A 23,449-nucleotide genomic window follows, 5' to 3' on the forward strand; every position below is an offset into this window, starting at 1 on the left:
TTTCGAGGTGCGCACCTTGGCTTTCCAGATGCCGGACCGCGGCGGAGGCCCCACGGGGCCGCGGATCAGAGTGGGCCGCCCGTCCCGGCGTGTCCGGACCCTGCTCATGACACTGGCCGTCCTGGCCGTCCTGGGCATGGCGTTCACCATGTTCGCCGGGTTCTGGACGGACTGGCTCTGGTACCGCTCGGTGCATTACTCGTCGGTCTTCACCACCACGCTGTGGACCAAGATCGGGCTGTTCTTCGTCTTCGGCCTGCTGATGGCCGTCGCGGTCGGCGTCAACATCTGGCTGGCGCACCGGCTGCGGCCGCCGCTGAGCGCGATGTCGGTGGAACAGCAGAGCCTCGACCGCTACCGCATGGGCATCGCGCCGTACAAGACGTGGCTGCTGCTCGGCATCACCGCCCTGGTCGGCCTGATCGCCGGCGCGTCCGCGGCGGGCCAGTGGCGGACCTGGCTGATGTGGGTCAACGGGGTCTCCTTCGGGCAGAAGGACCCCCAGTTCCACCTGGACGTGTCCTTCTTCGCGTTCGACCTGCCCTGGTACCGGTTCCTGCTCGGCTTCGGCTTCGCCGCCACGATCCTGTCCCTGATCGCCGCCGCGCTCACCCACTACCTGTACGGCGGGCTGCGGGTCACCAGCCCGGGCGCGCGCGCCACGGCCGCGGCCACCGGCCATCTGTCGGTCCTGCTGGGCATCTTCGTCGCGCTCAAGGCGGTCGCCTACTGGCTCGACCGCTACGGCCTCGCGGTGAAGTCCAGCGACTTCAAGGCCACGGACAACTGGACGGGCCTGCGCTACGTCGACGCCAACGCCTACCTCCCGGCGAAGACGATCCTGTTCTGCATCGCCGTCATCTGCGCCCTGCTCTTCTTCGCCACCCTGTGGCGGCGCACCTGGCAGCTGCCGGTCATCGGGTTCGGCCTGATGGTGCTCTCGGCGATCCTCATCGGCGGGCTCTACCCGGCGATCGTCCAGAAGTTCCAGGTCCAGCCCAACGAGCAGGCCAAGGAAGCCCCGTACGTCGAGAAGAACCTCAAGGCGACGCGCGAGGCCTACGGCATCGACGGCGCGCAGGTCACCGAGTACTCGGGCACCAGCACCACCAAGGACAAGACGACCCTGCGCGACGACGCCGACGCCACCGCGAGCATCCGCGTCCTCGACCCGAACATCGTCTCCCCGACCTTCCAGCAGCTCCAGCAGATGCGGAAGTACTACGCGTTCCCGACCAACCTGGACGTGGACCGCTACAACGTGAAGGGGACCGACGAGGACACCGTCATCGGTCTGCGCGAGCTGAACCTCGCGGGCGTCGACAAGCAGAACTGGATCAACAACCACTTCCGCTACACGCACGGCTACGGCGTGGTCGCCGCCAAGGGAACGACGTCCGACTCCGAGGGGCGCCCGGTCTTCACCGAGTCCGACCTGCCCTCGCAGGGCGAGCTCGGCAGTTACGAGCAGCGGGTCTACTACGGCGAGAAGACGACCACGTACTCGATCGTCGGCGGCCCCCAGAAGGAGATCGACTACTCCGACGACAAGGGGGAGAAGACCACCAGCTACACCGGCAACAGCGGCGTCAACCTCTCCAACCCGGTCAACCGGGCCGCGTACGCGGTGGCGTTCGGCGAGCCGCAGATCCTCTACTCCGGCGCCATCGGCGACGGTTCGCGGATCCTGTACAACCGCACGCCCAAGGAGCGCGTCGAGGCGGTCGCCCCGTGGCTGACCATCGACGGCGACGCCTACCCGGCCGTGGTCGACAACAAGATCCAGTGGATCGTCGACGCCTACACGACGACCAACGGGTACCCGTACGCCTCCCGTACGACGCTCGGCGACACGACGGCCGACTCGCTGACCGCGACCAACGACAACCGCGCGGTGGTGGCCCAGCAGAACCAGGTCAACTACATCCGCAACTCGGTGAAGGCGACCGTCGACGCGTACACGGGCGAGGTCAAGCTCTTCCAGTGGGACACCCAGGACCCGGTCCTCAAGACCTGGATGAAGGCGTTCCCCGGAACGGTGAAGGCCAAGTCGTCCATCTCGCCCTCGCTGATGGCCCATCTCCGGTACCCGCAGGACCTGTTCAAGGTCCAGCGCGAACTGCTCAGCCGCTACCACGTGAAGGACGCGACGACGTTCCTCAGCGGCAGTGAGGTGTGGCAGGTGCCGGACGACCCGTCCAACAAGTCGGGCGACGCGGTGCCGCCGTACTACCTGAGCATGAGGATGCCCGACCAGAAGGCGCAGGCGTTCTCGCTGACGACGACGTTCACGCCCAACGGCCGTGACAACCTCAGCGCGTTCATGGCGGTCGACTCCGAGGCGGGCACGCCCGACTACGGCAAGATCAGAGTCCTGAAGCTGCCGACGAGCACGACCGTCGACGGGCCCAAACAGGTGCAGAGCCAGTTCAACTCCGAACAGGACATCGCCGAGTCCATCAGGCTCCTCAAGGGCGGCGACTCCGACATCGAGTACGGCAACCTGCTGACGGTCCCGCTCGACGGCGGCCTGCTCTACGTGGAACCCGTCTACGTGCGCGGCGGCGGCCTCAAGTACCCGCTGCTGAAGAAGGTGTTGGTGACCTACGGCGGCAACACCGCCTTCGAGGACACCCTGGACGAAGCCCTGAACAAGGTGTTCGGCGCGGAGGCGGCGAACCCGCCGCCGACGGACGAGGGCGGGGGCACGACCCCGCCGCCGACGTCGTCCAACCCGACGGTCCGCCAGGCGCTGGCCGACGCGCAGAAGGCCTTCGAGGCCGGCCAGGAGGCGCTGAAGAAGCCCGACTGGGACGCGTACGCCAAGGCGCAGAAGGATCTGGAGGCCGCGCTGAAGCGGGCCGAGGACGCGCAGGCGCAGGCGGACAAGGGCGCCAAGACCGGCGGCAGCGCCGACCCGTCGCCCGCGGCCGGCCCTGCCGCCGGTGGCAAGGCGACCGGCAGTCCCAGCCCTGGCCCGAGCAGCGGCTGATCAAGCCCGTCCCGCGTCGTGATACGGTTGTGGAACACGACGCGGGGTGGAGCAGCTCGGTAGCTCGCTGGGCTCATAACCCAGAGGTCGCAGGTTCAAATCCTGTCCCCGCTACTGAAGACGAAGGCCCGGATCCAGAAACGGATCCGGGCCTTCGTGATGTGCGAACGCATGTGCCGCGGGGCCGATGGCCGCGCCGCGGTGGGGAGTTGGGCGATCTGTGTTTCACTTGTCTCTCTGTGGGCATGTCGACAAAACGCTGTAGTGACCTTACGGGCCGCGGTATACCAGGTGTACCCGGGTTGCGGGTGGTGCGACGATGGACGTTATGGGGGACAAGGCAACTCTGTTCGGGACAGGGCGGTTTGTGCAGCCTTCCGGTGAGGAAGCGACCCCGGACGAGAGCCGGGACGAGGCGGCGGACGCCGTCGAGACGGGGGAGGCCGTCGAGGAGATGCGCCTGCGACTCGCGGCACGAGCCGGCGACGTCGAGGCCGTGAGCGTCCTCGGGGCCATGCTGCTGCGCCGCGGCGACCTCGACGGAGCCGAACCCCATCTCCGCGCCGCCACCGCCGAGGGCGACCGGGCGGCCGCCAACAACCTGGGCGTCCTCCTCCACCAGCGGGGCTACCCCGACGAGGCGGCCGGCTGGTGGCGGGTCGCCGCCGTCGCCGGCTCCGCCGCCGCGGCGCACGCGCTGGGCCGCCACTGCCGGGAATGCGGGGACGAACCGGCCGCCGAGTACTGGCTGCGCCAGTCCGCCGAACAGGGGCACGCCCTGGGCGCCTACGCCCTCGCCGACCTCCTGGAGCACCGCGGCGACGCCGGGGCCGAACGCTGGATGCGGGCCGCCGCCGAGCGCGGCCACCGGGAAGCGGCGTACCGACTGGCCCGGGCCCTCGACCTGAAGGACCACGAGCAGAGCGGCGAGCCGGGCGAGCGGGGGCCCGCCGGCGGCGCGACGCACGGACGCGGACCGGACGACGGCGTCGCCGCGCGGTCGGACGCCGAACAGTGGTACCGCCAGGCCGCCGCGCGCGGACACCGCCGCGCCGCGCTCCACCTCGGGACGATCCTGGAGAAGCGGGGCGACCTCAAGGAGGCCGGTCGCTGGTACCTGACGTCCGCCAAGGACGGGGAGGCGCGCGCCGCCTGCGCGCTCGGCTTCCTGCTGCGCGACGCCGGAGACACCGAGAACGCCGCGATCTGGTGGCTGCGGGCCGCGCAGGAGGGCGACGGCAACGCGGCCAACGCGCTCGGCGCGCTGCACGCCGAACGCGGCCAGACCCAGACCGCCGAACGCTGGTACCGGGCCGCGATGGACGCCGGCGACGACAACGGCGCCTACAACCTCGCCCTGCTCTGCGCCGAGCAGGGCCGCACCGCGCAGGCCGAGCAGTGGTACCGCCGCGCCGCCTACGCCGGGCACCGGGAGGCGGCCAACGCACTGGCGGTGCTGCTGCTCCAGGGCGGCGACACCGCCGGGGCCGAGCCCTGGTTCTCCAAGGCGGCCGAGGCGGGCAGCGTCGACGCCGCGTTCAACCTCGGGATCCTGTTCGCCGGGCGGGGCGAGGAGACGGTGGCGCTGCGCTGGTACGAGCGGGCGGCGGCCGCCGGGCACACCGAGGCGGCGCTCCAGGTCGGCATCGCGCGCCTGCGCGACGGCGACGAACGGGAGGCCGAGCGGCACCTGCGCTGCGCCGCGGGCGGCGGCAGCGCGGAGGCGGCATACCGGCTGGCCGCCCTGCTCGACTCGCGCCGGCCGCCGCAGCCCGCGCACGAGCTCGGGGAGATCGTGCACGACAAGACCGAGTGCGAGGAGTGGTACGAGCGGGCGGCGACGCAGGGGCACCGGCGTGCGCAGGTGCGGGTCGGGATGCTGGCCGCCGCCCGGGGCGACGTGGTGGAGGCGGCTCGGTGGTACCGGACGGCCGCCGAGGCCGGGTCCCGCAACGGCGCCTTCAACCTCGGGCTGCTGCTCGCGCGGGAGGGCAGCGAGCCCGAGGCGGCCGTGTGGTGGACGCGGGCGGCCGACGCGGGTCACGGGCGGGCGGCGTTGCGGCTGGCCCTGGTCTACGCGCGTCGCGGGGAGCTGGCGGAGGGGCAGCGGTGGGCGGACCGGGCGGTGTCGCTCGGGCCGGCGGAGGTCGGCGAGCGGGCGGCGCGGCTGCGGGACGCTTTGCGGGAGGAGTTGTCCGCGTGACGGTGCCCTGGGCTTGGGGTGGTGTTACGGTGCCCCCGGCCGGGGCAGGGCGTTCTTCGCTCACCTCGGGTGAGGGGTGTCGGCCCTGTCCTCCCCGGCCGGGAGGAGGGGGCGGGTCGGCTGTGCTGCCGTACAGCGGTTCTCGCCCCCGCCGCCCCTTCCCGTCCCGTCCCTGGGGGCTGCCGCCCCCAGACCCCCGCTGTCGGCCCCTAAGGGGCCTCGTCCTCAAACGCCGGACGGGCTGGGGGTTCGGGTCTTGAGGTCGGGTGCCGGCGGCTGTGGGGGCGGGCCTCGTCCTCAAGCGGCGGGCGGGCTGGAGGGGCGGGTCTCGTCCTCAAACGCCGGACGGGCTGAAGGGGCGGGCCTCGTCGTCGAGGGTCGGGCGGGCTGAAGGCTTGGTGTGCGGTATTGATTTGCGTTCGGGCCTGGCCTTCACGTAACGTTGCATTCATCGACGCGGGGTGGAGCAGCTCGGTAGCTCGCTGGGCTCATAACCCAGAGGTCGCAGGTTCAAATCCTGTCCCCGCTACTGAAGGCCGAGGGCCGGAATCCGAAAGGGTTCCGGCCCTCGGTCGTGTCGTCGGTCGTGTCGTCGGCCGGGCCTTGCTCGCGGCGGTCGCCGCGAGGTGGAGTCAGGCCGTGGCGCAGTCGGGGCAGAGGCCGCGGTAGGTCACCTCGACGTCGGAGACCGTGAAGCCGAAGCGTTCCGAGTCCGGGAGGTCGGCCAGCGGGTTGCCGCTCGGGTGGACGTCCTTGATGGCGCCGCAGCGGGCGCACACGAGGTGGTGGTGCGGGCGGTGCGCGTTCGGGTCGTACCGCTTGGCACGCCGGTCGGTGGCGACCTCGAGCACCTCGCCGAGGGAGACCAGTTCGCCGAGCGTGTTGTAGACGGTCGCCCGGGAGATCTCCGGCAGCCGGACGACGGCCCTGGCGTGCACCTCGTCGGCCGTCAGATGGACGTGCTCGCCGTCGAGCACCTCGGCCACGACGCGCCGCTGCGCGGTCATCCGAAATCCGCGGCCACGCAGTCGGTCCAGAAGGTCACTCATGGTTTCAGCCTAACAGTCGGGTGACCAGGTCCCGAACGGGTGTGACTTTAGATTCTGGCCTGGCTTGGACCGAGTCCACTGTAGGACGGGGTACGGGTTTGGTCGGGCCTGCGGGCCGGGAGCCAGCAGCGGATGATGTCGCGCACCGAGACGATGCCGGCCGGTCCGTGCTGGTCGAGGACGATCAGATGGCGGAAGCCGCCGTGGGTCATCGCCCCGGCCGCCTCCTCCAGCGTCCAGGTCGGTGCGGCGAAGACCACGTCGTCCGTGGTGTGGGCGTGGGTGCGTTCCGTGTCGGGGTCCTGGCCGAGGGCCACCGAGACGAGGATGTCGCGCTCGGTGAGGATGCCGATGCCGCCGGCGTCCGGGTCCAGGACGACCGCCGCGCCGACCCGGCGGGCGGCCATCAGGGCGGCGGCCTGACGGAGGGTGTGTGCGGGACCGATGGTGAGGATCACCGTGCTCATGGCGTCACGGACGAGCATGGCTGGAGCCACCTCCTAAGAATCCCGCGCCACACGTGCGGGGATTCACAAGTTCACAAGTGGGGGTGCAGTCAGCGTGACAGGTAAAGCCGGGGTCAACAAGAGGGCGCGCGCGTCCAATTGAGGGCGCGCGCGCTCATCTGTGGCGCGTGGAGGCGTTCGTCAGTAGCGCTGGTTGAGGTGGTCCAGCAGGTCGTCGTGGAGCAGGCCGTTGGAGGCCGCGGCGTTGCCGCTGTGCGGGCCGGGACGCCCGTCGAGGCCGGTGAACGCGCCGCCCGCCTCCGTCACCACGATCGCCGTGGCCGCCATGTCCCACAGGGAGAGTTCCGGTTCGGCGCACATGTCGATCGAGCCCTCGGCGACCATCATGTACGGCCAGAAGTCGCCGTACGCGCGCGTGCGCCACACCGCGCGGGTGAGGTCCAGGAAGCCGTTGAGCCGTCCGCGCTCCTCCCAGCCGCCGAGCGAGGAGTAGGCGAAGGAGGCGTCCGAGAGCTCGGAGACGCGGGAGACGCGCAGCCGGCTCGCGGCGGACAGGCTGCGGCCGCTGTAGGCGCCGTGCCCCTTCGCCGCCCACCAGCGCCGGCCCAGCGCGGGCGCCGAGACGACGCCGACGACGGGCTGGAAGCCGGTCTCGCCCGCCTCCATCAGCGAGATCAGCGTCGCCCACACGGGGACGCCCCGCACGTAGTTCTTCGTGCCGTCGATCGGGTCGATCACCCAGCGGCGCGGGCCGGTGCCCTCGACGCCGTACTCCTCGCCCAGGATCGCGTCCCGGGGGCGGGCGCGCTGGAGCTGGCCGCGGATCAGCTCCTCGGCGGCCTTGTCGGCCTCGCTCACCGGGGTCATGTCCGGTTTCGTCTCGACCTTGAGGTCGAGGGCCTTGAAACGGTCCATCGTCCCGGCGTCGGCGGCGTCCGCGAGGACGTGCGCGAGTCGGAGGTCGTCGAGGTAGTCCGGCATGGGACGAACCGTATCCGGCGCGGGCGAGCGGAGGCCACACGGGACCGCGGGACGGACGCCCCGCGCGCGGGGGAACGGTGCGGCGACCGCCGGTCCGGCCGCGAACCCTTGACAGTGCTCCCCCACGCGTCAAACCTGGGGCGCAGAGCCGCTCGCCCCGGGAGGCGAAGATGCCTGCAGCGCGGGAATCCCTGCTGGACGCCGCCTTCGCGGCGCTTGCGCTACGGCCGTGGGCCGCGGTGCGGATGGTGGACGTGGCCGTGGCGGCCGGGGTGTCCCGGCAGACGCTCTACAACGAGTTCGGCAGCAAGGAGGGCCTCGCGAGGGCCCTGGTCCGGCGCGAGGCCGACGGCTACCTCGCCGGGGTCGACCGGGCGCTGGCCGTGCACGGCGACACCCGGGACCGGCTCACGGCCGTCGCCGAGTGGACGGTCTCGGCCGCCCGCGACAGCGTGCTCGTGCGGGCCGTCCTCACCGGCTTCTGGAGCGAGCGCCTGCCCGCCCCGACGCTCTCGGCGGTCCCGTCCTCCTCCGCCGTGCCGGCGCAGCGGCGGGCGGACGGGCCGCTGCCCTCGCCCGGCGAGCTGGTGGGCGCCGTCCGCGACCGGGCGGTGGCGGTGTTCTCCGGGCCCGGTGCGCTCCGGGCGGACACCGCCGAACTGGCCCGCTGCTGCGAACTCGCCGTCCGCCTCGCGCTGTCGTGCGTGGCCGCGCCGCCGCCGGGCGAGGACGGCGTCGCCGACCTGGTGCGCGGGGCCCTGCACCGACGCCACAGGAACCAGGGGCAGCCGCCTGCCGCCGGGGCCGGACCTAGTGAGCCGAGCCCGACAGCTGCAACCCGATCACCCCGATGATCACCAGGCTGATCGAGACGATCTTCAGCGTCGACACCAGGTCGCCGAGGAAGACCATGCCGTAGATCGCGGTGCCGGCCGCGCCGATGCCCGTCCACACGGCGTAGGCGGGACCGACGTCCAGCTTCTTCAGGGAGAGGGTCAGCAGGCCGAAGCTGCCCAGGGCGAAGGAGCAGAAGGCGACGGTCGGCCAGAGCCGGGTGAAACCGTGCGACAGCTTGAGACAGACGGCGAAGCCGGTCTCGAGCACTCCGGCCACGACGACCAGCAGCCACGCCATGTGCTGTCCCTCCGTTTGACCGGCCCGGTCCGGCTCGGTGCGATTATGCACTTGCCGGACTCGGGGCGGCGCAAACAACGCGGTGGTCAGTGGACCGTTCGTCGGTGGTCAGTCGCCCTCGGTGCGTTCCCGCGTGGACAGCAGGCGGCGCAGGGAGTACAGCCGCGCCGGATCGGCGTGACCGTCGGCGACCCAGGCGTCCAGCGCGCAGTCCGGCTCGTCGTGGCTGCACGCGCGCGGGCAGCCCTCGGTGCCCGGCACCAGGTCGGGGAAGGCGAGGATCACCCGCGACGGGTCGACGTGGTGCAGGCCGAAGGAGCGGATGCCCGGGGTGTCGATCACCCAGTCGTCCGTGCCGGCCAGCGGCAGGGCCAGCGCCGAGGTCGTCGTGTGGCGGCCGCGGCCCGTCACCGCGTTGACGTGGCCGGTCACCCGCCGCCGCTCCAGCGGGACCAGCGCGTTGACCAGCGTCGTCTTGCCGACGCCCGAGTGGCCGACGAACGCCGTGGTCCGCCCGGCCAGCAGCTCGCGCACCCGCTCCGCCGCGTCGCCGTTCTCCAGTTCCTCGCGGCTGGTCACGACGTAGGGGATGTCGAGGTCGCCGTACAGCTCCAGCAGCTTGTCCGGGGACGCCAGGTCCGACTTCGTCAGGACCAGCAGCGGCGTGAGGCCGCCGTCGTACGCCGCGACCAGGCAGCGGTCGATCAGCCGGGGGCGGGGCTCCGGGTCGGCGAGGGCGGTGACGACGGCGAGCTGGTCGGCGTTGGCCACGACGACCCGCTCGTAGGGGTCGTCGTCGTCCGCGGTGCGGCGCAGCACCGAGGTGCGCTCGGCGATGCGGACGATGCGGGCCAGGGTGTCCTTCTTGCCGGACAGGTCGCCTACCAGGGCGACCCGGTCGCCCACCACCGCCGCCTTGCGGCCCAGCTCGCGGGCCTTCATGGCGAGGACGATCCGGTCGTCGACCAGACAGGTCAGCCGGCCCCGGTCGACGGTGAGGACCATGCCGTCGGCGGCGTCCTCGTGCTTGGGGCGGGTGTGCGTGCGAGGCCGGGTGCCCTTGCGGTTGGGGCGGCTGCGGATGTCGTCCTCGTCGGTGTGCTTGCCGTAGCGGCGCATGGCGAAAGTCCCTATACCCCGAGCATCCCGGTCCACAGTTCGGGGAAGTCGGGCAGCGTCTTCGCGGTCGTCGCCACGTTCTCGATCTGCACGCCCGGCACGGCCAGGCCGATGATCGCGCCGGCCGTCGCCATGCGGTGGTCGTCGTAGGTGTGGAAGATCCCGCCGTGCAGCCGGCGAGGCCGGATGTGCAGACCGTCGGCGGTCTCCGTGACGTCGCCGCCCAGCTCGTTGATCTCCTTGGTCAGCGCGGCCAGCCGGTCCGTCTCGTGCAGCCGCAGATGCGCCACGCCCCGCAGGGTGGACGGGGAGTCGGCGAGGGCGGCGACCGCGGCGATGCCCGGGGTCAGCTCGCCGACGTCGCCGAGGTCGACGTCGATGCCGTGGATCGAGCCCGAACCGGTGAAGACCAGTCCGTAGTCGGCCAGTTCGCAGGAACCGCCCATCTCGGTGAAGATCTCGCGCAGCCGGTCACCCGGCTGGGTGGTGCGGGCCGGCCAGTCCGGGACGAGCACCCGGCCGCCCGTCACCAGCGCCGCCGCCAGGAACGGCTGGGCGTTGGACAGGTCCGGCTCGATGGTCAGGTCCCGGCCCAGCAGCGCGCCCGGCGTGACCCGCCAGACGTTGGGCTCTCCGCCCGACTCCGGGCTGTCCACCTGGGCGCCCACCGCGCGCAGCATGTCCACCGTCATCCGGATGTGCGGCACCGACGGCAGCGACGAGCCGATGTGCCGGACCTCGACGCCCTGGTTGAAGCGCGGCGCGGAGAGCAGCAGCGCCGACACGAACTGCGACGACGACGAGGCGTCGATCTCCACCGTGCCGCCGTCCAGCCCGCCCGAGCCGTGCACGGTCAGCGGCAGGGCGCCGCGGTCGTCGTCCTCGATGCGCGCGCCGAGGACGCGCAGCGCGTCGATGACGCCGTTCAGGGGACGCTCGTACGCGCGCGGGTCGCCGTCGAAGCGGACGGGGCCGTCGGCGAGGGCGGCGACCGGCGGCAGGAAGCGCATCACCGTGCCCGCGTTGCCGACGTCGACGGCGGCGGGCCCGCGCAGCCCCGCGGGCAGGACGCGCCAGGCCTCGCCGGCGCGGTCCGGGCCGGCCGCCACGGAGGAGCTGGACGAGACCGTCTCCTCGATGCCGACGCCCATCTCGCGCAGGGCCGCCGCCATCAGCAGGGTGTCGCGCGAGCGCAGCGGGCGGCGCAGCCAGCCCGGCTCGGAGGCGAGCGCGGCGAGGACGAGGGCGCGGTTGGTGACGGACTTCGACCCCGGCACGTGGACCGTCGCGTCGACGGCCTCGCTCGCGTGCGGGGCGGGCCAGAGGGCGGTGTGGGCGGGGTTCACGGGCATGCGCCCACTTTAGTCCGCGGCCGGGATCGGGGTGCGTCGCCGTCCGGCCCGCCGCCTGCCGCGACCGCCCCCGGACGCCGGCCCCGCCGCCCGGTCCCGTGCCCTCGCGAGAACCGCCCCGGCCCGTCACAGGCCGAGCAGCCACCTGCCCCCGCCGAGCAGCGCGCACAGGCTCACCGCGTGGAACAGGAACAGCCACAGGCCGGCCGGCACATGGGTCAGCCGGGACAGCTGGTCGGCGTCGGAGTCGCCCGCGCCGCCGCGCGAGCGCTTCGCCTGGAGCTCGAAGGCCGGGCGCACACCGCCCAGCAGCAGGAACCACACCACCGCGTACGCGAAGGCCGCCTGCACCTGGGGGCCGGCCAGCCAGGACACGAGCAGGAAGGCGCCGCCGGTCAGGACGACGGTCAGCGCGCCGTAGGCGTTGCGGATCATCACCAGCATCACCAGCAGCAGCGCCGTCGCCGCCCAGAGCAGCAGCGTGATGCGCCCGGCGCCCAGCAGGGCCGCGCCGCCCAGGCCGAGCAGCGGGGGAGCGGTGTAGCCGGCGGCCGCGGTGAGGATCATGCCGAGTCCGTGCGGCTTGCCCCGGCTGACGGTCAGGCCGCTGGTGTCGGAGTGCAGGCGTATCCCGGTCAGCTGACGCCCGGTCAACAGCGCGACGAGGCCGTGGCCGCCCTCGTGGGCGATGGTGATGGCGTTGCGGGAGAGCCGCCACAGGCGGTGCGGCACGACGGCCGCGAGGGCCGCCACCGCGGTGGCGATCACCACCCACAGGTCGGGGTCGGTCTGGGTGCCGACGAGCCGGTCCCACAGACCGGGCAGCGCGAGGGCGGCGGTGCTCTCCATAGTGTCGGGTGGCTCCCGTTCTCTCCGAGGAGTCTGGCAGTGTGGCACGTATGTGCGGACGGTATGCAGCGAGTCGCAGCCCCGAGGATCTCGCGGGAACCTTCGGGATCGAGACGTGGGAGCCCCAGGAGTCCCTGGAGCCCGACTACAACGTGGCCCCGACCAAAGAGGTCTACGCCGTTCTCGACCGCCCCCTGAAGGACGCCGGCGACCAGCGCCCGGTTCGCCAGCTGCGCCGGCTGAGGTGGGGTCTGGTCCCGTCCTGGTCGAAGACGCCCGAGGGCGCGGCACGGATGATCAACGCCCGCGCCGAGACCGTCCACGAGAAGCCCTCGTACCGCCGGGCCTTCGCCGCCCGGCGCTGCGTCCTGCCCGCCGACGGCTACTACGAGTGGGTCACCGGCGTCCAGGAACGGGACCTGGAGGTGGAGGGGAGGAAGAAGCGGCCCCGCAAGCAGCCCTACTTCGTCCTCCCGGCCGACGGCTCGGTCTTCGCCATGGCGGGCCTGTACGAGTTCTGGCGCGACCGGACCCTGCCCGACGACCACCCGCGGGCCTGGTGGGCGACCTGCTCGGTGATCACCACCGAGGCCGAGACCTCCCCGCTCGCCGTGGCCCCGGCCGACGGCCCGCACGCCCTGGCCGACATCCACCCCCGGATGCCGCTGATGCTGACCCCGGACCGCTGGGACGCCTGGCTCGACCCGGCGCGCACCGACGCCGGCGACCTGCGCGCGCTCCTCGAACCCCCGCCGGCCGGGCTGATGCGCGCCTACCCGGTGTCCACGGCCGTCAGCAACGTCCGCAACAACGGGCCGGAGCTGCTCAAGGAGCTGGAGGGGCCCGAGGAGGGCACACTCTTCTGATGTGACGAACGAGACGGGCGCGACCAACCGGGCCGCCGGGGCCGGCGAGCCCCGCGCGACGCAGGTGACGCGGGTGACGCGGATGACGGTGACGCAGGAGACGGTCGAGACCGCGACGGGCACCGCCCGCGTCACCTGGCACCGCGCCGGGACGCCCCGGCTCGTCCTCGCGGTGAGCCACGGCGCCGGAGGCGGAGTCGAGGCCCGGGACCTCCAGGCCCTCGCGGCCGTGCTGCCCGCGCACGGGGTCGCCGTCGCGCTCGTCGAGCAGCCCTGGCGGGTGGCCGGCAAGAAGGTCGCGCCCGCGCCGAAGACCCTCGACGCCGGCTGGCGCGGGATCTGGCCCGCCGTCGCCGCGCCCGGGCTGCCCGTGATCGCCGGGGGACGCTCGGCGGGCGCGCGGGTGGCCTGCCGCACCGCCGCCGAACTCGGCGCCCACGCCGTGCTGGCGCTCAGCTTTCCCCTGCACCCGCCGGGCAGACCGGAACGCTCGCGCGCGGACGAGCTGCTCGGGGCGGGACGGCCGACCCTCGTCGTCCAGGGCGCCAAGGACCCGTTCGGCACACCCGCCGAGTTTCCCGGGGGCGCCCACGAACTCGTGGAAGTCCCCTGCGCGGACCACGGGTTCGCCGTGCCCAAGCGTGCTCCCCTCACCCAGGAGCAGGCGCTGGACGTCGTCACCGCCGGGGTCGTGCGGTGGGCCGGGTCACTCATGTGAACGGGTGGGAATGTGCCGGGGACGGGTGCTGTTGAGGCGGACAGAAGTGCTGAGAGACAGGCACCGACGTCAGTGGGAGAGGAAGTCCGCCGCATGGGTTCGACCATCTGCCCGCCCGCCACCCACCACCCGGTGGACGGGCTGCGCCCGGCAGAGTCAGAGTCCGACAAGGGCCGCGCCGACCGCGCCGACCTGGACTGGACGATTCTGCATGCGGCCAAGGCCACGCCTATTCGAGCGGCGGCCGGCACGGGTAGTCGTCTATCCTCCGATTCGAGTGGGATCGGTTTCGGTTCCGCGCGCGATCTTGAGGAGGTGGGTCCGGTCACCGGTACCGACGCAGGGACCGACAACGGCCAGGCGGAGCTGCCCGAGGGCCAGGGAGTGAGCGGGGAGGCCGGGGCGGAGTCCACCGCCGAGCGCACCGCGCGCTTCGAGCGCGACGCGCTGGAGTTCCTCGACCAGATGTACTCGGCCGCGCTGCGCATGACGCGCAACCCCGCGGACGCCGAGGACCTGGTGCAGGAGACCTACGCCAAGGCGTACGCGTCCTTCCACCAGTTCCGGGAGGGCACGAACCTCAAGGCCTGGCTGTACCGGATCCTCACGAACACCTTCATCAACTCGTACCGCAAGAAGCAGCGCGAGCCCCAGCGCTCGGCGGCCGAGGAGATCGAGGACTGGCAGCTGGCGCGCGCCGAGTCGCACATGTCCACCGGTCTGCGCTCCGCCGAGTCGCAGGCGCTGGACCACCTGCCCGACTCGGACGTGAAGGAAGCGCTCCAGGCCATCCCGGAGGAGTTCCGGATCGCCGTGTATCTCGCGGACGTGGAGGGCTTTGCGTACAAGGAGATCGCGGACATCATGGGGACACCCATCGGCACGGTGATGTCCCGGCTGCACCGGGGCCGCCGTCAACTGCGCGGCATGCTGGAGGACTACGCCCGTGAGCGCGGGCTGGTCCCGGCCGGCGCCGGAGAGTCGAACGAAGCGAAAGGTTCGGGCTCATGAGCTGCGGAGATCCGCACGAGACGGACTGCAGTGAGGTCCTCGACCATCTGTACGAGTACCTCGACAGCGAGATGCCGCCACTGGACCGGGACAAGTTCCAGCACCACTTCGAGGAGTGCTCCCCCTGCCTGGAGAAGTACGGGCTGGAGGAGGCCGTGAAGAAGCTGGTCAAGCGGTGCTGCGGACATGACGACGTGCCGAGCGACCTGCGCGCCAAGGTCCTCGGGCGGCTGGATCTCATCCGCACCGGCCAGACCGTCCCCGAGCACGACGTGACCGCCACGCCGCAGGAGTCCTGACCCGGGCGCACCCCGGGACCGCGCAGGACCCAGACGCCGTCCACGTCACCCGAATGTGCTAATCCGCGGGTGATACGCCCGCGAAGCCGCCCCCGGCCGTCCTAGGCTCCTGAGCCCGGACCGGCACGGCTGGGGGAGGCGTCATGGAAGGGATTCCGGCGCGGGCGCGCGCCTACGTCGCCTGTGCCGCCCTGGGCGCCCTGCTCTGCCTGCTCCCGCTGCCCGGCCCGCGGACCCCCTGGTGGGCCGTCGCCCTGCTCGCCGCCCTGTACGCCGCGGGCGAGCAGATCGCCCGGCGCAGGTTCGCCGGCACCTTCCACCCCGTGCTGCTCGCCGGGGCCTTCCTGCTCGCCCCGGCCGCGGCCGCCCTGGTGCCGCTGCCCGGAGCACTGTTCTCGCACGTCGAGCAGCCCCCCGCCCCGCTGCGCAGGATCTGGCGCGCCGCCCAGTCGGCGCTCGCCGTGTGGGCCGCGTCCCGGGTGCACGGCGCGCTCGGCGGCCGGGAGGCCGTGGCCGGCTCCGACGTGCCCCACGCCCTCGCCCCGGCCGGCGCCGCCGTGCTGGTGTTCTGCGCCGCGCTCGCCCTCCTCGACGGCGGGATGCTCACGCTCGCCGAGCGCCTGCCGCTGCGGCAGGCCTGCCGCGGCCTCTTCCTGCGCTCCCTCGCACCCCTCGCCGTGCACGGACTGGCCGGGCTGATGACGGCCGTCCTGTGGCGCAGCCCCTACGGCCCCGTCGCCGCCCTCCTCGTGCTGTTCCCGATGGGCGTGTCCTGGTGGGTGTTCGCGCAGTACCACCGCGAGCGCGCCGCCCACCAGGCGACGATCCGCGCGCTGGTGCAGGCCGTCGACATCAAGGACGGCTACACCCGCGGCCACAGCGAACGCGTCGGCCACGCCTCCATGCTGATCGCCCGCGAACTCGGCATGGACGAGGCCCGCGTCGAGATGCTCCGCTTCGCCGGCATCCTGCACGACGTCGGCAAACTCGGCGTCCCCACCCGGCTGCTGCGCAAGGACGGGCCCCTGACCCCCGAGGAACGGCGGGTGATCGAACTGCACCCCGAGTACGGGCACGAGATCACCCGGGGCATCTCCTTCCTCGGCGAGGCGCGCTCGGCGATCCTGCACCACCACGAACGCATCGACGGCACCGGCTACCCCTACGGCCTGGCGGGCGCGCAGATCCCCGAGCCCGCGCGCGTGGTCGCCGTCGCGGACGCCTTCGACGCGATGACCTCCACCCGCTCCTACAGCCGCGCCCGGCCGGTCGAGGCGGCCCTCGAGGAACTGCGCCGGTGCGCCGGAGCCCACTTCGACCCCCGGATGGTCACCGCGCTGGCCCGGGTCGTGGAACGGGACGGCTGGCGTCCGGTCGTGACCGCCGAGGAGACCCGACCCGCCCTCCCCGCGCCCGCACTGCCCTCCGGCGACCGGTCCGGGGCGCGCCGGTGACCGCCCGCCACGCCCTCCTCGCGCTGCGCGCCGCCGCCGCCCTCCTCGTCGCGGGCTGCCTCCTCGTCACGTTCTGGACCGGCGTGGACCAGCGGCCCATGGCGCTCGCCTTCGGCGTCCTCGTCGCGGTCGGCGAGCTGCCCCTCCTGGACCCCCGGCTCCTCCCGGCCGAGACGCCCGCCGGCGGTCCCGGACCGCGTGAGCGCGCGCCGCTCGGCGCGGCCGGAGGGCTGGCGTACGCGCTGGTCGGGGAGCACGCCGGCCACCCCACCCACCACGGGGTGGCCCAGGTCGTCGTGGTCGTCGCCGCCGCCTCCCTGCTGGGCGGCGTGCCGTACCTGGCGCGCGGCGAGGGCCCCGTCGTCGACCACCTGGTGCGGCGCGTCCTGGCCGTCGGGTTCGCCGCCGTCTGCTTCCAGCCCCTCTACAACCGCGGGGTGTTCGACCACTGGAGCGGTCCCGCCTACGCGCTGCTGCTGCTCGCGCTGCTGGTCCTGACCGTGCTGTGCGACGCGGTGGTCGCCGCCGCCCTCGCCTGCTCGCGCACCGGCTGGCCGTTCGCCCCGCTGCTGCGGGACGAACTGCGGGCGGTGCCCGGGATCGGCTCGGCGGTGTGCGCGACGGGCGCGGTGATGGCGCTCGCCGTCGCCGTGGTCGGGCTGTGGGCGCTGCCCGTGTTCTCGGTGCCCCTGCTGCTCACCCAGCTCTCCCTGCGCCGCTACGCGGCCGTGCGGGCCACCTACCGGCAGACCATCGCCTCCCTGGCCCGCGCCACGGAGATCGCCGGATACACCCCGGCCGGGCACGCCCGCCGGGTCGCGGCCCTCAGCCAGGCCGTGGGCCGCGAGCTGCGGCTGCCCGAGCCCGAGCTGACCGTCCTGGAGTACGCGGCGCTGATGCACGACATCGGCCAGCTCAGCCTCGTCGACCCGGTCCCGGCCGGGGCCACCGCCGGGCTGCCGGCCGCCGAGCAGCGCCGGATCGCCCTGCTCGGCGGGGCCGTGGTCCGCCAGACCGGGGCGAGCGCCCAGGTGGCGGCGGTGGTCGAGCGGCAGGCCGACCCCTACCCGGAGCAACCGGTCGCGGCCCGGATAGTCCGGGCGGTGAACGCATACGACGAGAAGGTTCGGGGCAGCGGTCCGGGCGGGGCCCTGAGCGCCCTGGAGGAGCTGCGGCTGGGCACCGGCGGGGAGTACGCGCCCGAGGTGGTCGAAGCACTGGCCAGGGTGCTGTCCAAAGGCCGTCTGACCTTGCCCGCGGGTGGGTAACCCATGGGTAATGAGCGGCCCTGCGGCCACACGTGGTTGGATGCGAGGAAGAGAGTGTCCGGGGGCACTGGCCAGCCCACAGAACGGAACTGGCAGGCGGGAATCGTGAGGATCTTCGGCAAGGGACGGCACCGGCCCTCCGCCTCGTGGCGGCAGGCCACCGACCGCGCGTTCACGCTGATCGGCGACGGGCGGTACGAGGACGCGGGCGCGCTGCTGACACGTGCCGCCGACCTGGAGCCCTGGCTGTCGGAGTCCTGGTTCAACCTCGCCCTGCTGCACAAGTTCCGGCACGACTGGGAGCAGGCCCGCACGGCGGGGCTGCGGGCCGTCGCGCTGCTCGACCGCGGGGCCGGGGCCCCCGACTGGTGGAACGTCGGCATCGCCGCCACCGCGTTGCAGGACTGGCCGCTGGCCCGCCGCGCCTGGCAGGCGTACGGGCTGCACGTGCCCGGCGAGGCCACCGGCGCGGGCGAGCCCCTCGGGATGGAGCTGGGCAGCGCGGCCGTGCGGCTGTCGCCGGAGGGCGAGGCAGAGGTCGTGTGGGGCCGGCGGCTGGACCCGGCCCGCATCGAGGTGCTGTCGATCCCGCTGCCGTCCTCCGGGCGGCGCTGGGGCGAGGTCGTGCTGCACGACGGGGTGCCGCACGGCGAGCGCACCACCTCGACCGGCCACTCCTACCCGGTCTTCGACGAGATCGAGCTGTGGGCCCCGTCCCCGGTGCCGACCTGGGTGGTCCTGCTGGAGGCGGCGACCGAGTCCGACCGGGACGCGCTGGAACAGCTGGCCGCCGACGCCGGTTTCGCGGCCGAGGACTGGTCGTCTTCGGTGCGGCTGCTGTGCCGGATGTGCTCGGAGTCGCGGATGCCCTCCGACGAGGGCGACGGCGAGCACCTGGATCCGCACGACCACAGCGAGCCGGGGCATCCGGGCCCGCTCGGCCATCGCACCGACGGGCAGCTGTGGGTCCCCGAGCGGGAGTGCGGGGTGGCCGCGCCGGCCACGCTGGTGCGGGGCCTGCTGGACGGGTGGGTCGCCGACAGCCCCGATTCGAGGGACTGGCGGGACCTCGAAGAGGTGTGCTGACCCTCCTCGAAGGGGTCCCGGCCGACCACGGCCCGCGCCCTCACGGGGTGCGCTGCCCGTACCCTGTATCGAGCATTCACCCCCTGTCTGTTCGAGGAAGGCATCGTCGGTCATGGCCCAGCAGGACACCGATCAGCAGCACGTGGGCGTGCTCCCCGTGGACGACGAGGGCTTCGTCATCGACACCGAGAAGGCGCAGGAGCGCGAGCTGGCCTGGCGTGAGGCCGGCACCTCCCGGCCGATCACCGTCGTCGGCAACCCGGTGCTGCACAAGGAGTGCGCCGACGTCACCGCGTTCGACGAGGAGCTGCGCAAGCTGGTCGCGGACATGTTCGCCTCGCAGCACACCGCCGAGGGCGTGGGCCTGGCCGCCAACCAGATCGGCGTCGGCCTGAAGGTCTTCGTCTACGACTGCCCCGACGACGAGGGCGTGCGGCACACCGGCGTCGTCTGCAACCCCAGGCTCGTGGAACTGCCCGCCGACCGGCGGCGGCTGGACGACAGCAACGAGGGCTGTCTGTCGGTGCCGACGGCCTACGCGCCGCTCGCCCGCCCCGACTACGCCGAGGTCACCGGGCAGGACGAGCACGGCAACCCGATCAAGGTGCGCGGCACCGGGTACTTCGCACGGTGTTTGCAGCACGAGACGGACCACCTGTACGGGTACCTGTACATCGACCGGCTGTCCAAGCGGGAGCGCAAGGACGCCCTGCGGCAGATGGCCGAGAACGAGCCCCGCTACCCCGTGGTGGCCAACGACTGAGTTCGGCCCGCCTTCACACGACGCCTGGCCGGGATGCCTCCCGGCCAGGCGTCGTTCGTGTGTCCGTAGGACGTTGGATCGTTTACGCGCATGTACCGCACATCTGCTGATCCATAACCAGTCACCTGGGGGCGGATTCTCAGCATCTTGGGGTAGTGAATGAAGCAAATCCGTTCCCAGAACGGTCAGTTGTAGTGCTGAATGGGAAGTGCGGGGATACGCAACGGCGCACGCCCGGCACGGGGGGAGGGGTGTGCGCCCACTGGCGGCTGAGAGGGGTTGTTCGTGCCAGCTTTCCCATACAGCACCACATACAGCACCACTGCGACGGTGACCGCGCCCGCGGTGCCACCTTCGCTCTCTCTTCCGGTCATCGAGGCGGCGTTTCCCCGGCAACTGCATCCGTATTGGCCCCGGTTGCAGGGAAGAACCCGCTCCTGGCTGCTCGAAAAGCAGTTGATGCCGGCGGACAAGGTCGCCGAATATGCCGACGGTCTGTGCTATACGGACTTGATGGCCGGCTACTACCTCGGGGCACCCGACGAGGTGTTGCAGGCCATCGCGGACTACAGCGCGTGGTTCTTCGTCTGGGACGACCGGCACGACCGTGACGTCGTGCACGGCCGGGCCTCGTCCTGGCGGCGACTCAGGTTCCGCTTGCACGCGGCTCTGGACTCCCCGGGGTCCCATCTGCGCCATCCGGACCCGCTGGTGGCCGGACTCGCGGACGGGGTGGCCCGGCTGTACTCCTTCCTTCCCGACACCTGGAACGCGCGGTTCGCCCGTCACTTCCACACGGTGATCGAGGCGTACGACCGGGAATTCCACAACCGGGTCGAAGGACGGGTGCCCGGAGTCGAGGAATATCTCGCGCTGCGGCGGCTCACCTTCGCGCACTGGATCTGGACCGATCTCCTGGAACCGAGTGCGGGGTGCGAACTCCCGGCCCCGGTGCGCAAACACCCGGCCTATCGGCGGGCGGCCCTGCTGAGCCAGGAATTCGCCGCCTGGTACAACGACTTGTGCTCATTGCCCAAGGAACTCGCGGGCGACGAGGTGCACAATCTCGGAATCTCCCTCATCACCCATGAGGGAATGACCCTGGAACAGGCCGTTGACGATCTGCGCGGGCGCATCGACGCCTGCATAGCGGAATTCATGGTCGTGGAGAAGGATGTACTGCTTCTCGCTGACCGGCTCGACGACGGAACAGTGCGCGGAAGGAAACTCGCCGCCGCCGTCAGGGCCTGCCTCGGAAATATGCGCAACTGGTTCAGTTCCGTCTACTGGTTCCACCACGAGTCGGGCCGCTACATGGTCGACAGCTGGGACGACCGGTCCACGCCCCCGTACGTCAACAACGAAGCGGCAGGTGAGAAATGACCGTCGAGTCCGTGAAACCCGTGACCCCCGGGACCGGGGAACCGAGTGAGCCACCGGTGGCCGGTGGCGGGGTTCCGCTCCTCGGGCACGGCTGGAAACTCGCCCGTGACCCGCTGGCCTTCCTGACCCGGCTGCGCGACCACGGCGATGTCGTGCGCCTCAGGCTCGGCCCCAAGACGGTGTACGCCGTCACCTCGCCGGAACTCACCGGGGCCCTGGCGCTCAGCCCGGACTACATCATCTCCGGGCCCCTGTGGGAGTCCCTGGAGAGCCTGCTCGGCAAGGAGGGCGTGGCCACGGCCAACGGGCCGCTCCACCGCCGCCAGCGGCGCACGATCCAGCCCGCGTTCCGGCTCGACGCCATCCCCGGCTACGGGCCGATCATGGAGGAGGAGGCCCACGCGCTCGTCGAACGCTGGTCAAGGGGCGAGGTCCTCGACGTCACCGCGGAGGCCTTCCGGGTGTCGGTGCGCATCTCGGCCCGCTGCCTGATGCGCGGCAGCTACATGGACGCCCGGTCCGAGCGCATCACCTCCGCGCTGGCCACGCTGTTCGCCGGCATGTACCAGCGCATGGTCGTGCCGCTCGGACCGCTTTACCGGGTGCCGGTTCCGGCCAACCGCGAATTCAACCGGGCGCTGGCCGATCTGCATCGGCTGGTCGACGAGATCGTCGCCGACCGCAGGGCATCCGGTCAAAAACCGAACGATTTGCTGACGGCTTTGCTGGAGGCGAAGGACGAGAATGGCGATCCCATCGGGGAACAGGAGATCCACGACCAGGTCGTCGCGATACTCACCCCGGGCAGCGAAACCGCCGGTTCCGTGGTCATGTCGTTGCTCCATGTGCTCACCGAGCACCCGGATCAGGTGGACAAGATCCGTGAAGAGGTGAAAAACGTTGTCGGCGACCGGCCGGTCGCATTCGCCGACGTCCGAAAGCTCCAGCACACCGCCAATGTCGTCGTCGAGACCATGCGGTTGTATCCCGCCGTATGGATATTGACCCGGCGCGCGGTGACCGACACGGAGCTCGGCGGATACCGCATTCCCGCCGGATCCGACATCGTCTACAGCCCGTACGCGGTTCAGCGCGACCCGCGGTCGTACGAGCGGCACACGGAGTTCGACCCCGACCGCTGGCTGCCCGGCCGGTCCCCGAACCTGCCGAAATACGCCATGACGCCGTTCGGCGTGGGCAATCGCAAGTGCCCGAGCGACCACTTCTCGATGGCCGAGCTGACACTGATCACGGCGGTGGTGGCGAACGCGTTCCGCTTCGAGCCGGCGGCCGGCTCCGACAACCGGACGCACATCGGCATCACGCTGCGGCCGCGCCGGCTGCTGCTGCGGGCGATACCGGGGTGAGGGCCGCGGCTCAGGCCACGGCCCGCGGACCGCGGAACGTGCGGCGGTAGGCGTTGGGGCTCGTCCCCAGCGCCTGCACGAACTGGTGGCGCAGCGCGCCCGCCGTGCCGAACCCGGCGCGCCAGGCGATCGCGTCCACCGTCTCGTCCGTCGCCTCCAGCAGGTGCTGGGCCAGCAGCACCCGCTGGCGCAGCAGCCACCGGTAAGGGGTGGTGCCCGTCTCCTGCTGGAAGCGCCGGGCGAAGGTGCGCGGGGACATGTGGGCGCGTTCGGCCAGCTGCTCGACGGTGACCTCCTGGTCGAGGTGCTGCTCCATCCAGGCCAGCACCTCGCCGACGGTGTCGCACCGCGACCGGGGCAACGGCCGCTCGATGTACTGGGCCTGGCCGCCGTCCCGGTGCGGCGGCACCACCATCCGCCGGGCGATCCGGTTGGCGATCTCCGGGCCCTGCTCCTTGCGGACGATGTGCAGACACGCGTCGATGCCCGCGGCCGTCCCGGCCGAGGTGATCACCGGGTCCTCGTCGACGTAGAGCACGTCCGGCTCGACGCGCGTGCGCGGGTACTGCCGGGCCAGCTGCTCGGCGTGCCGCCAGTGCACCGCGCAGCGCCGCCCGTCCAGCAGGCCCGCCGCGGCCAGCACGAACGCGCCGGAGCAGACGCTGAGCACGCGCGTGCCCCGCTCCACGGCCCGGCGCAGCGCGTCGAGCAGCTCCGGCGGGAACTCCCGGCCGGCGTACGCGTCCCCGGCGGGCACGGCGATCAGGTCGGCGCTCTCCAGCCGCTCCAGACCGTGCCGTGTGTTCATGGTGAACCCGGCGTGGGTGCTCAGCGTCGGCCCTTCCGCCGAGGCGACGGCGAAGTCGTAGACCGGCAGCCCCTCGTCGCTGCGGTCGATCCCGAAGACCTCGCAGACCACGCCCAGTTCGAAGGGGTGCACACCGTCCAGGAGGATCGCGGCGACGTTGTTCAGCATGCCGCCAGTGTGCACCCGAAGTGGCAGTAATTTGAAGGTGTACGGCAGTCCTGCCACTGTCAGGAGTGTCCGGCGCGTACGACGCTTACCTCATGAACGCACTCAGTGAGTA

General features: G+C 72.2%; 21 protein-coding genes and 2 tRNA genes. 15 read left to right on the forward strand and 8 right to left on the reverse strand.

Annotation, left to right across the window (positions count from 1 at the left end; genetic code table 11):
- Positions 1-28: 28 nt before the first annotated feature.
- The 4 genes from OG802_RS23630 to OG802_RS23645 all read left to right on the forward strand — a co-directional run bounded on the left by OG802_RS23630 (position 29) and on the right by OG802_RS23645 (position 5,724).
- The gene (locus tag OG802_RS23630; RefSeq protein WP_329417336.1) at positions 29-2,992 is read left to right on the forward strand and encodes a UPF0182 family membrane protein; all 2,964 of its coding nucleotides are present in this window, start codon (positions 29-31) and stop codon (positions 2,990-2,992) included.
- 40 nt (positions 2,993-3,032) lie between these two features.
- Positions 3,033-3,106 (forward strand) — tRNA-Met (locus OG802_RS23635).
- A 205-nt stretch (positions 3,107-3,311) separates the two neighbouring features.
- Complete coding sequence (locus OG802_RS23640) at positions 3,312-5,195, forward strand: tetratricopeptide repeat protein (protein ID WP_329413419.1); 1,884 nt, start codon at positions 3,312-3,314, stop codon at positions 5,193-5,195.
- A 455-nt stretch (positions 5,196-5,650) separates the two neighbouring features.
- A tRNA-Met gene (locus OG802_RS23645) sits at positions 5,651-5,724 on the forward strand.
- A gap of 103 nt (positions 5,725-5,827) precedes the next feature.
- Here the strand turns inward: OG802_RS23645 and OG802_RS23650 are convergent.
- From OG802_RS23650 to hisN, 3 genes are all read right to left on the reverse strand, one after another.
- Positions 5,828-6,244: a Fur family transcriptional regulator gene (locus tag OG802_RS23650; RefSeq protein WP_329413420.1), complete on the reverse strand. Its 417-nt coding sequence runs from the start codon at positions 6,242-6,244 to the stop codon at positions 5,828-5,830.
- A gap of 47 nt (positions 6,245-6,291) precedes the next feature.
- Positions 6,292-6,729, reverse strand: coding sequence for a CBS domain-containing protein (locus OG802_RS23655; protein ID WP_329413422.1), 438 nt, complete (start codon positions 6,727-6,729; stop codon positions 6,292-6,294).
- 162 nt (positions 6,730-6,891) lie between these two features.
- Positions 6,892-7,692, reverse strand: coding sequence for a histidinol-phosphatase (gene hisN, locus OG802_RS23660; RefSeq protein ID WP_329413423.1), 801 nt, complete (start codon positions 7,690-7,692; stop codon positions 6,892-6,894).
- 170 nt (positions 7,693-7,862) lie between these two features.
- On the opposite strand from hisN, the gene OG802_RS23665 reads away from it, so the two are divergent.
- The gene (locus tag OG802_RS23665) at positions 7,863-8,546 is read left to right on the forward strand and encodes a TetR/AcrR family transcriptional regulator (RefSeq protein ID WP_329413424.1); all 684 of its coding nucleotides are present in this window, start codon (positions 7,863-7,865) and stop codon (positions 8,544-8,546) included.
- Here OG802_RS23665 and OG802_RS23670 read toward each other — a convergent pair.
- The 4 genes from OG802_RS23670 to OG802_RS23685 all read right to left on the reverse strand — a co-directional run bounded on the left by OG802_RS23670 (position 8,503) and on the right by OG802_RS23685 (position 12,146).
- Positions 8,503-8,826, reverse strand: a complete 324-nt coding sequence (locus OG802_RS23670) for a DMT family transporter (RefSeq protein WP_329413425.1) — start codon at positions 8,824-8,826, stop codon at positions 8,503-8,505. The two genes, OG802_RS23665 and OG802_RS23670, sit on opposite strands and share 44 nt — an antisense overlap.
- Positions 8,827-8,934: 108 nt before the next feature.
- Positions 8,935-9,945, reverse strand: a complete 1,011-nt coding sequence (gene rsgA / locus OG802_RS23675; RefSeq protein WP_329413426.1) for a ribosome small subunit-dependent GTPase A — start codon at positions 9,943-9,945, stop codon at positions 8,935-8,937.
- A gap of 11 nt (positions 9,946-9,956) precedes the next feature.
- A complete protein-coding gene (gene aroA / locus OG802_RS23680) occupies positions 9,957-11,297 on the reverse strand; it encodes a 3-phosphoshikimate 1-carboxyvinyltransferase (RefSeq protein ID WP_329413427.1) in 1,341 nt (446 codons plus the stop codon).
- Positions 11,298-11,423: 126 nt separating this feature from the next.
- Complete coding sequence (locus tag OG802_RS23685; protein ID WP_329413428.1) at positions 11,424-12,146, reverse strand: M50 family metallopeptidase; 723 nt, start codon at positions 12,144-12,146, stop codon at positions 11,424-11,426.
- A gap of 50 nt (positions 12,147-12,196) precedes the next feature.
- Here OG802_RS23685 and OG802_RS23690 point away from each other — a divergent pair, with 50 nt between their 5' ends.
- The 10 genes from OG802_RS23690 (at position 12,197) to OG802_RS23735 (ending at position 22,361) form a co-directional block, all read left to right on the forward strand.
- Positions 12,197-13,012, forward strand: coding sequence for an SOS response-associated peptidase (locus OG802_RS23690; RefSeq protein ID WP_329417338.1), 816 nt, complete (start codon positions 12,197-12,199; stop codon positions 13,010-13,012).
- An 82-nt stretch (positions 13,013-13,094) separates the two neighbouring features.
- The gene (locus OG802_RS23695; protein WP_329417340.1) at positions 13,095-13,730 is read left to right on the forward strand and encodes an alpha/beta hydrolase family protein; all 636 of its coding nucleotides are present in this window, start codon (positions 13,095-13,097) and stop codon (positions 13,728-13,730) included.
- A gap of 315 nt (positions 13,731-14,045) precedes the next feature.
- Positions 14,046-14,741, forward strand: coding sequence for an RNA polymerase sigma factor SigR (gene sigR, locus OG802_RS23700; protein ID WP_329417342.1), 696 nt, complete (start codon positions 14,046-14,048; stop codon positions 14,739-14,741).
- The gene (gene rsrA, locus OG802_RS23705; protein ID WP_329413430.1) at positions 14,738-15,040 is read left to right on the forward strand and encodes a mycothiol system anti-sigma-R factor; all 303 of its coding nucleotides are present in this window, start codon (positions 14,738-14,740) and stop codon (positions 15,038-15,040) included. The genes sigR and rsrA overlap by 4 nt, the downstream gene beginning before the upstream one ends.
- A gap of 143 nt (positions 15,041-15,183) precedes the next feature.
- On the forward strand, positions 15,184-16,494 hold the full coding sequence (locus OG802_RS23710; protein ID WP_329413432.1) for an HD-GYP domain-containing protein: 1,311 nt from the start codon (positions 15,184-15,186) through the stop codon (positions 16,492-16,494).
- On the forward strand, positions 16,491-17,762 hold the full coding sequence (locus OG802_RS23715; RefSeq protein ID WP_329413434.1) for an HD-GYP domain-containing protein: 1,272 nt from the start codon (positions 16,491-16,493) through the stop codon (positions 17,760-17,762). Before OG802_RS23710 ends, OG802_RS23715 begins: the two co-directional genes overlap by 4 nt.
- Positions 17,763-17,867: 105 nt before the next feature.
- Positions 17,868-18,848, forward strand: coding sequence for a tetratricopeptide repeat protein (locus OG802_RS23720; protein WP_329413436.1), 981 nt, complete (start codon positions 17,868-17,870; stop codon positions 18,846-18,848).
- A 112-nt stretch (positions 18,849-18,960) separates the two neighbouring features.
- Entirely contained in the window at positions 18,961-19,611 is a 651-nt protein-coding gene (gene def, locus OG802_RS23725) for a peptide deformylase (protein ID WP_329413438.1), read from the forward strand.
- A 285-nt stretch (positions 19,612-19,896) separates the two neighbouring features.
- Complete coding sequence (cyc1, locus tag OG802_RS23730) at positions 19,897-20,994, forward strand: epi-isozizaene synthase (RefSeq protein WP_443055455.1); 1,098 nt, start codon at positions 19,897-19,899, stop codon at positions 20,992-20,994.
- Complete coding sequence (locus tag OG802_RS23735) at positions 20,991-22,361, forward strand: bifunctional albaflavenone monooxygenase/terpene synthase (protein WP_329413442.1); 1,371 nt, start codon at positions 20,991-20,993, stop codon at positions 22,359-22,361. Before cyc1 ends, OG802_RS23735 begins: the two co-directional genes overlap by 4 nt.
- A gap of 10 nt (positions 22,362-22,371) precedes the next feature.
- On the opposite strand, the gene OG802_RS23740 is transcribed toward OG802_RS23735, so the two are convergent.
- On the reverse strand, positions 22,372-23,337 hold the full coding sequence (locus OG802_RS23740; RefSeq protein WP_329413444.1) for a GlxA family transcriptional regulator: 966 nt from the start codon (positions 23,335-23,337) through the stop codon (positions 22,372-22,374).
- Positions 23,338-23,449 lie beyond the last annotated feature (112 nt).

It is taken from the genome of Streptomyces sp. NBC_00704 (assembly GCF_036226605.1).
In the GTDB taxonomy this organism is placed as follows: domain Bacteria; phylum Actinomycetota; class Actinomycetes; order Streptomycetales; family Streptomycetaceae; genus Streptomyces.

Coding starts and splice junctions, on each gene's coding strand:
- OG802_RS23685 (WP_329413428.1), bottom strand. CDS start 12,146: ATGGAGAGCACCGCCGCCCTCGCGCTGCCCGGTCTGTGGGACCGGCTC.
- def (WP_329413438.1), top strand. CDS start 18,961: ATGGCCCAGCAGGACACCGATCAGCAGCACGTGGGCGTGCTCCCCGTG.
- OG802_RS23695 (WP_329417340.1), top strand. CDS start 13,095: ATGACGGTGACGCAGGAGACGGTCGAGACCGCGACGGGCACCGCCCGC.
- OG802_RS23735 (WP_329413442.1), top strand. CDS start 20,991: ATGACCGTCGAGTCCGTGAAACCCGTGACCCCCGGGACCGGGGAACCG.
- OG802_RS23740 (WP_329413444.1), bottom strand. CDS start 23,337: ATGCTGAACAACGTCGCCGCGATCCTCCTGGACGGTGTGCACCCCTTC.
- OG802_RS23630 (WP_329417336.1), top strand. CDS start 29: ATGCCGGACCGCGGCGGAGGCCCCACGGGGCCGCGGATCAGAGTGGGC.
- rsrA (WP_329413430.1), top strand. CDS start 14,738: ATGAGCTGCGGAGATCCGCACGAGACGGACTGCAGTGAGGTCCTCGAC.
- aroA (WP_329413427.1), bottom strand. CDS start 11,297: ATGCCCGTGAACCCCGCCCACACCGCCCTCTGGCCCGCCCCGCACGCG.
- hisN (WP_329413423.1), bottom strand. CDS start 7,692: ATGCCGGACTACCTCGACGACCTCCGACTCGCGCACGTCCTCGCGGAC.
- OG802_RS23655 (WP_329413422.1), bottom strand. CDS start 6,729: ATGCTCGTCCGTGACGCCATGAGCACGGTGATCCTCACCATCGGTCCC.
- OG802_RS23665 (WP_329413424.1), top strand. CDS start 7,863: ATGCCTGCAGCGCGGGAATCCCTGCTGGACGCCGCCTTCGCGGCGCTT.
- rsgA (WP_329413426.1), bottom strand. CDS start 9,945: ATGCGCCGCTACGGCAAGCACACCGACGAGGACGACATCCGCAGCCGC.
- OG802_RS23710 (WP_329413432.1), top strand. CDS start 15,184: ATGGAAGGGATTCCGGCGCGGGCGCGCGCCTACGTCGCCTGTGCCGCC.
- OG802_RS23670 (WP_329413425.1), bottom strand. CDS start 8,826: ATGGCGTGGCTGCTGGTCGTCGTGGCCGGAGTGCTCGAGACCGGCTTC.
- OG802_RS23690 (WP_329417338.1), top strand. CDS start 12,197: ATGTGCGGACGGTATGCAGCGAGTCGCAGCCCCGAGGATCTCGCGGGA.
- OG802_RS23640 (WP_329413419.1), top strand. CDS start 3,312: ATGGACGTTATGGGGGACAAGGCAACTCTGTTCGGGACAGGGCGGTTT.
- OG802_RS23650 (WP_329413420.1), bottom strand. CDS start 6,244: ATGAGTGACCTTCTGGACCGACTGCGTGGCCGCGGATTTCGGATGACC.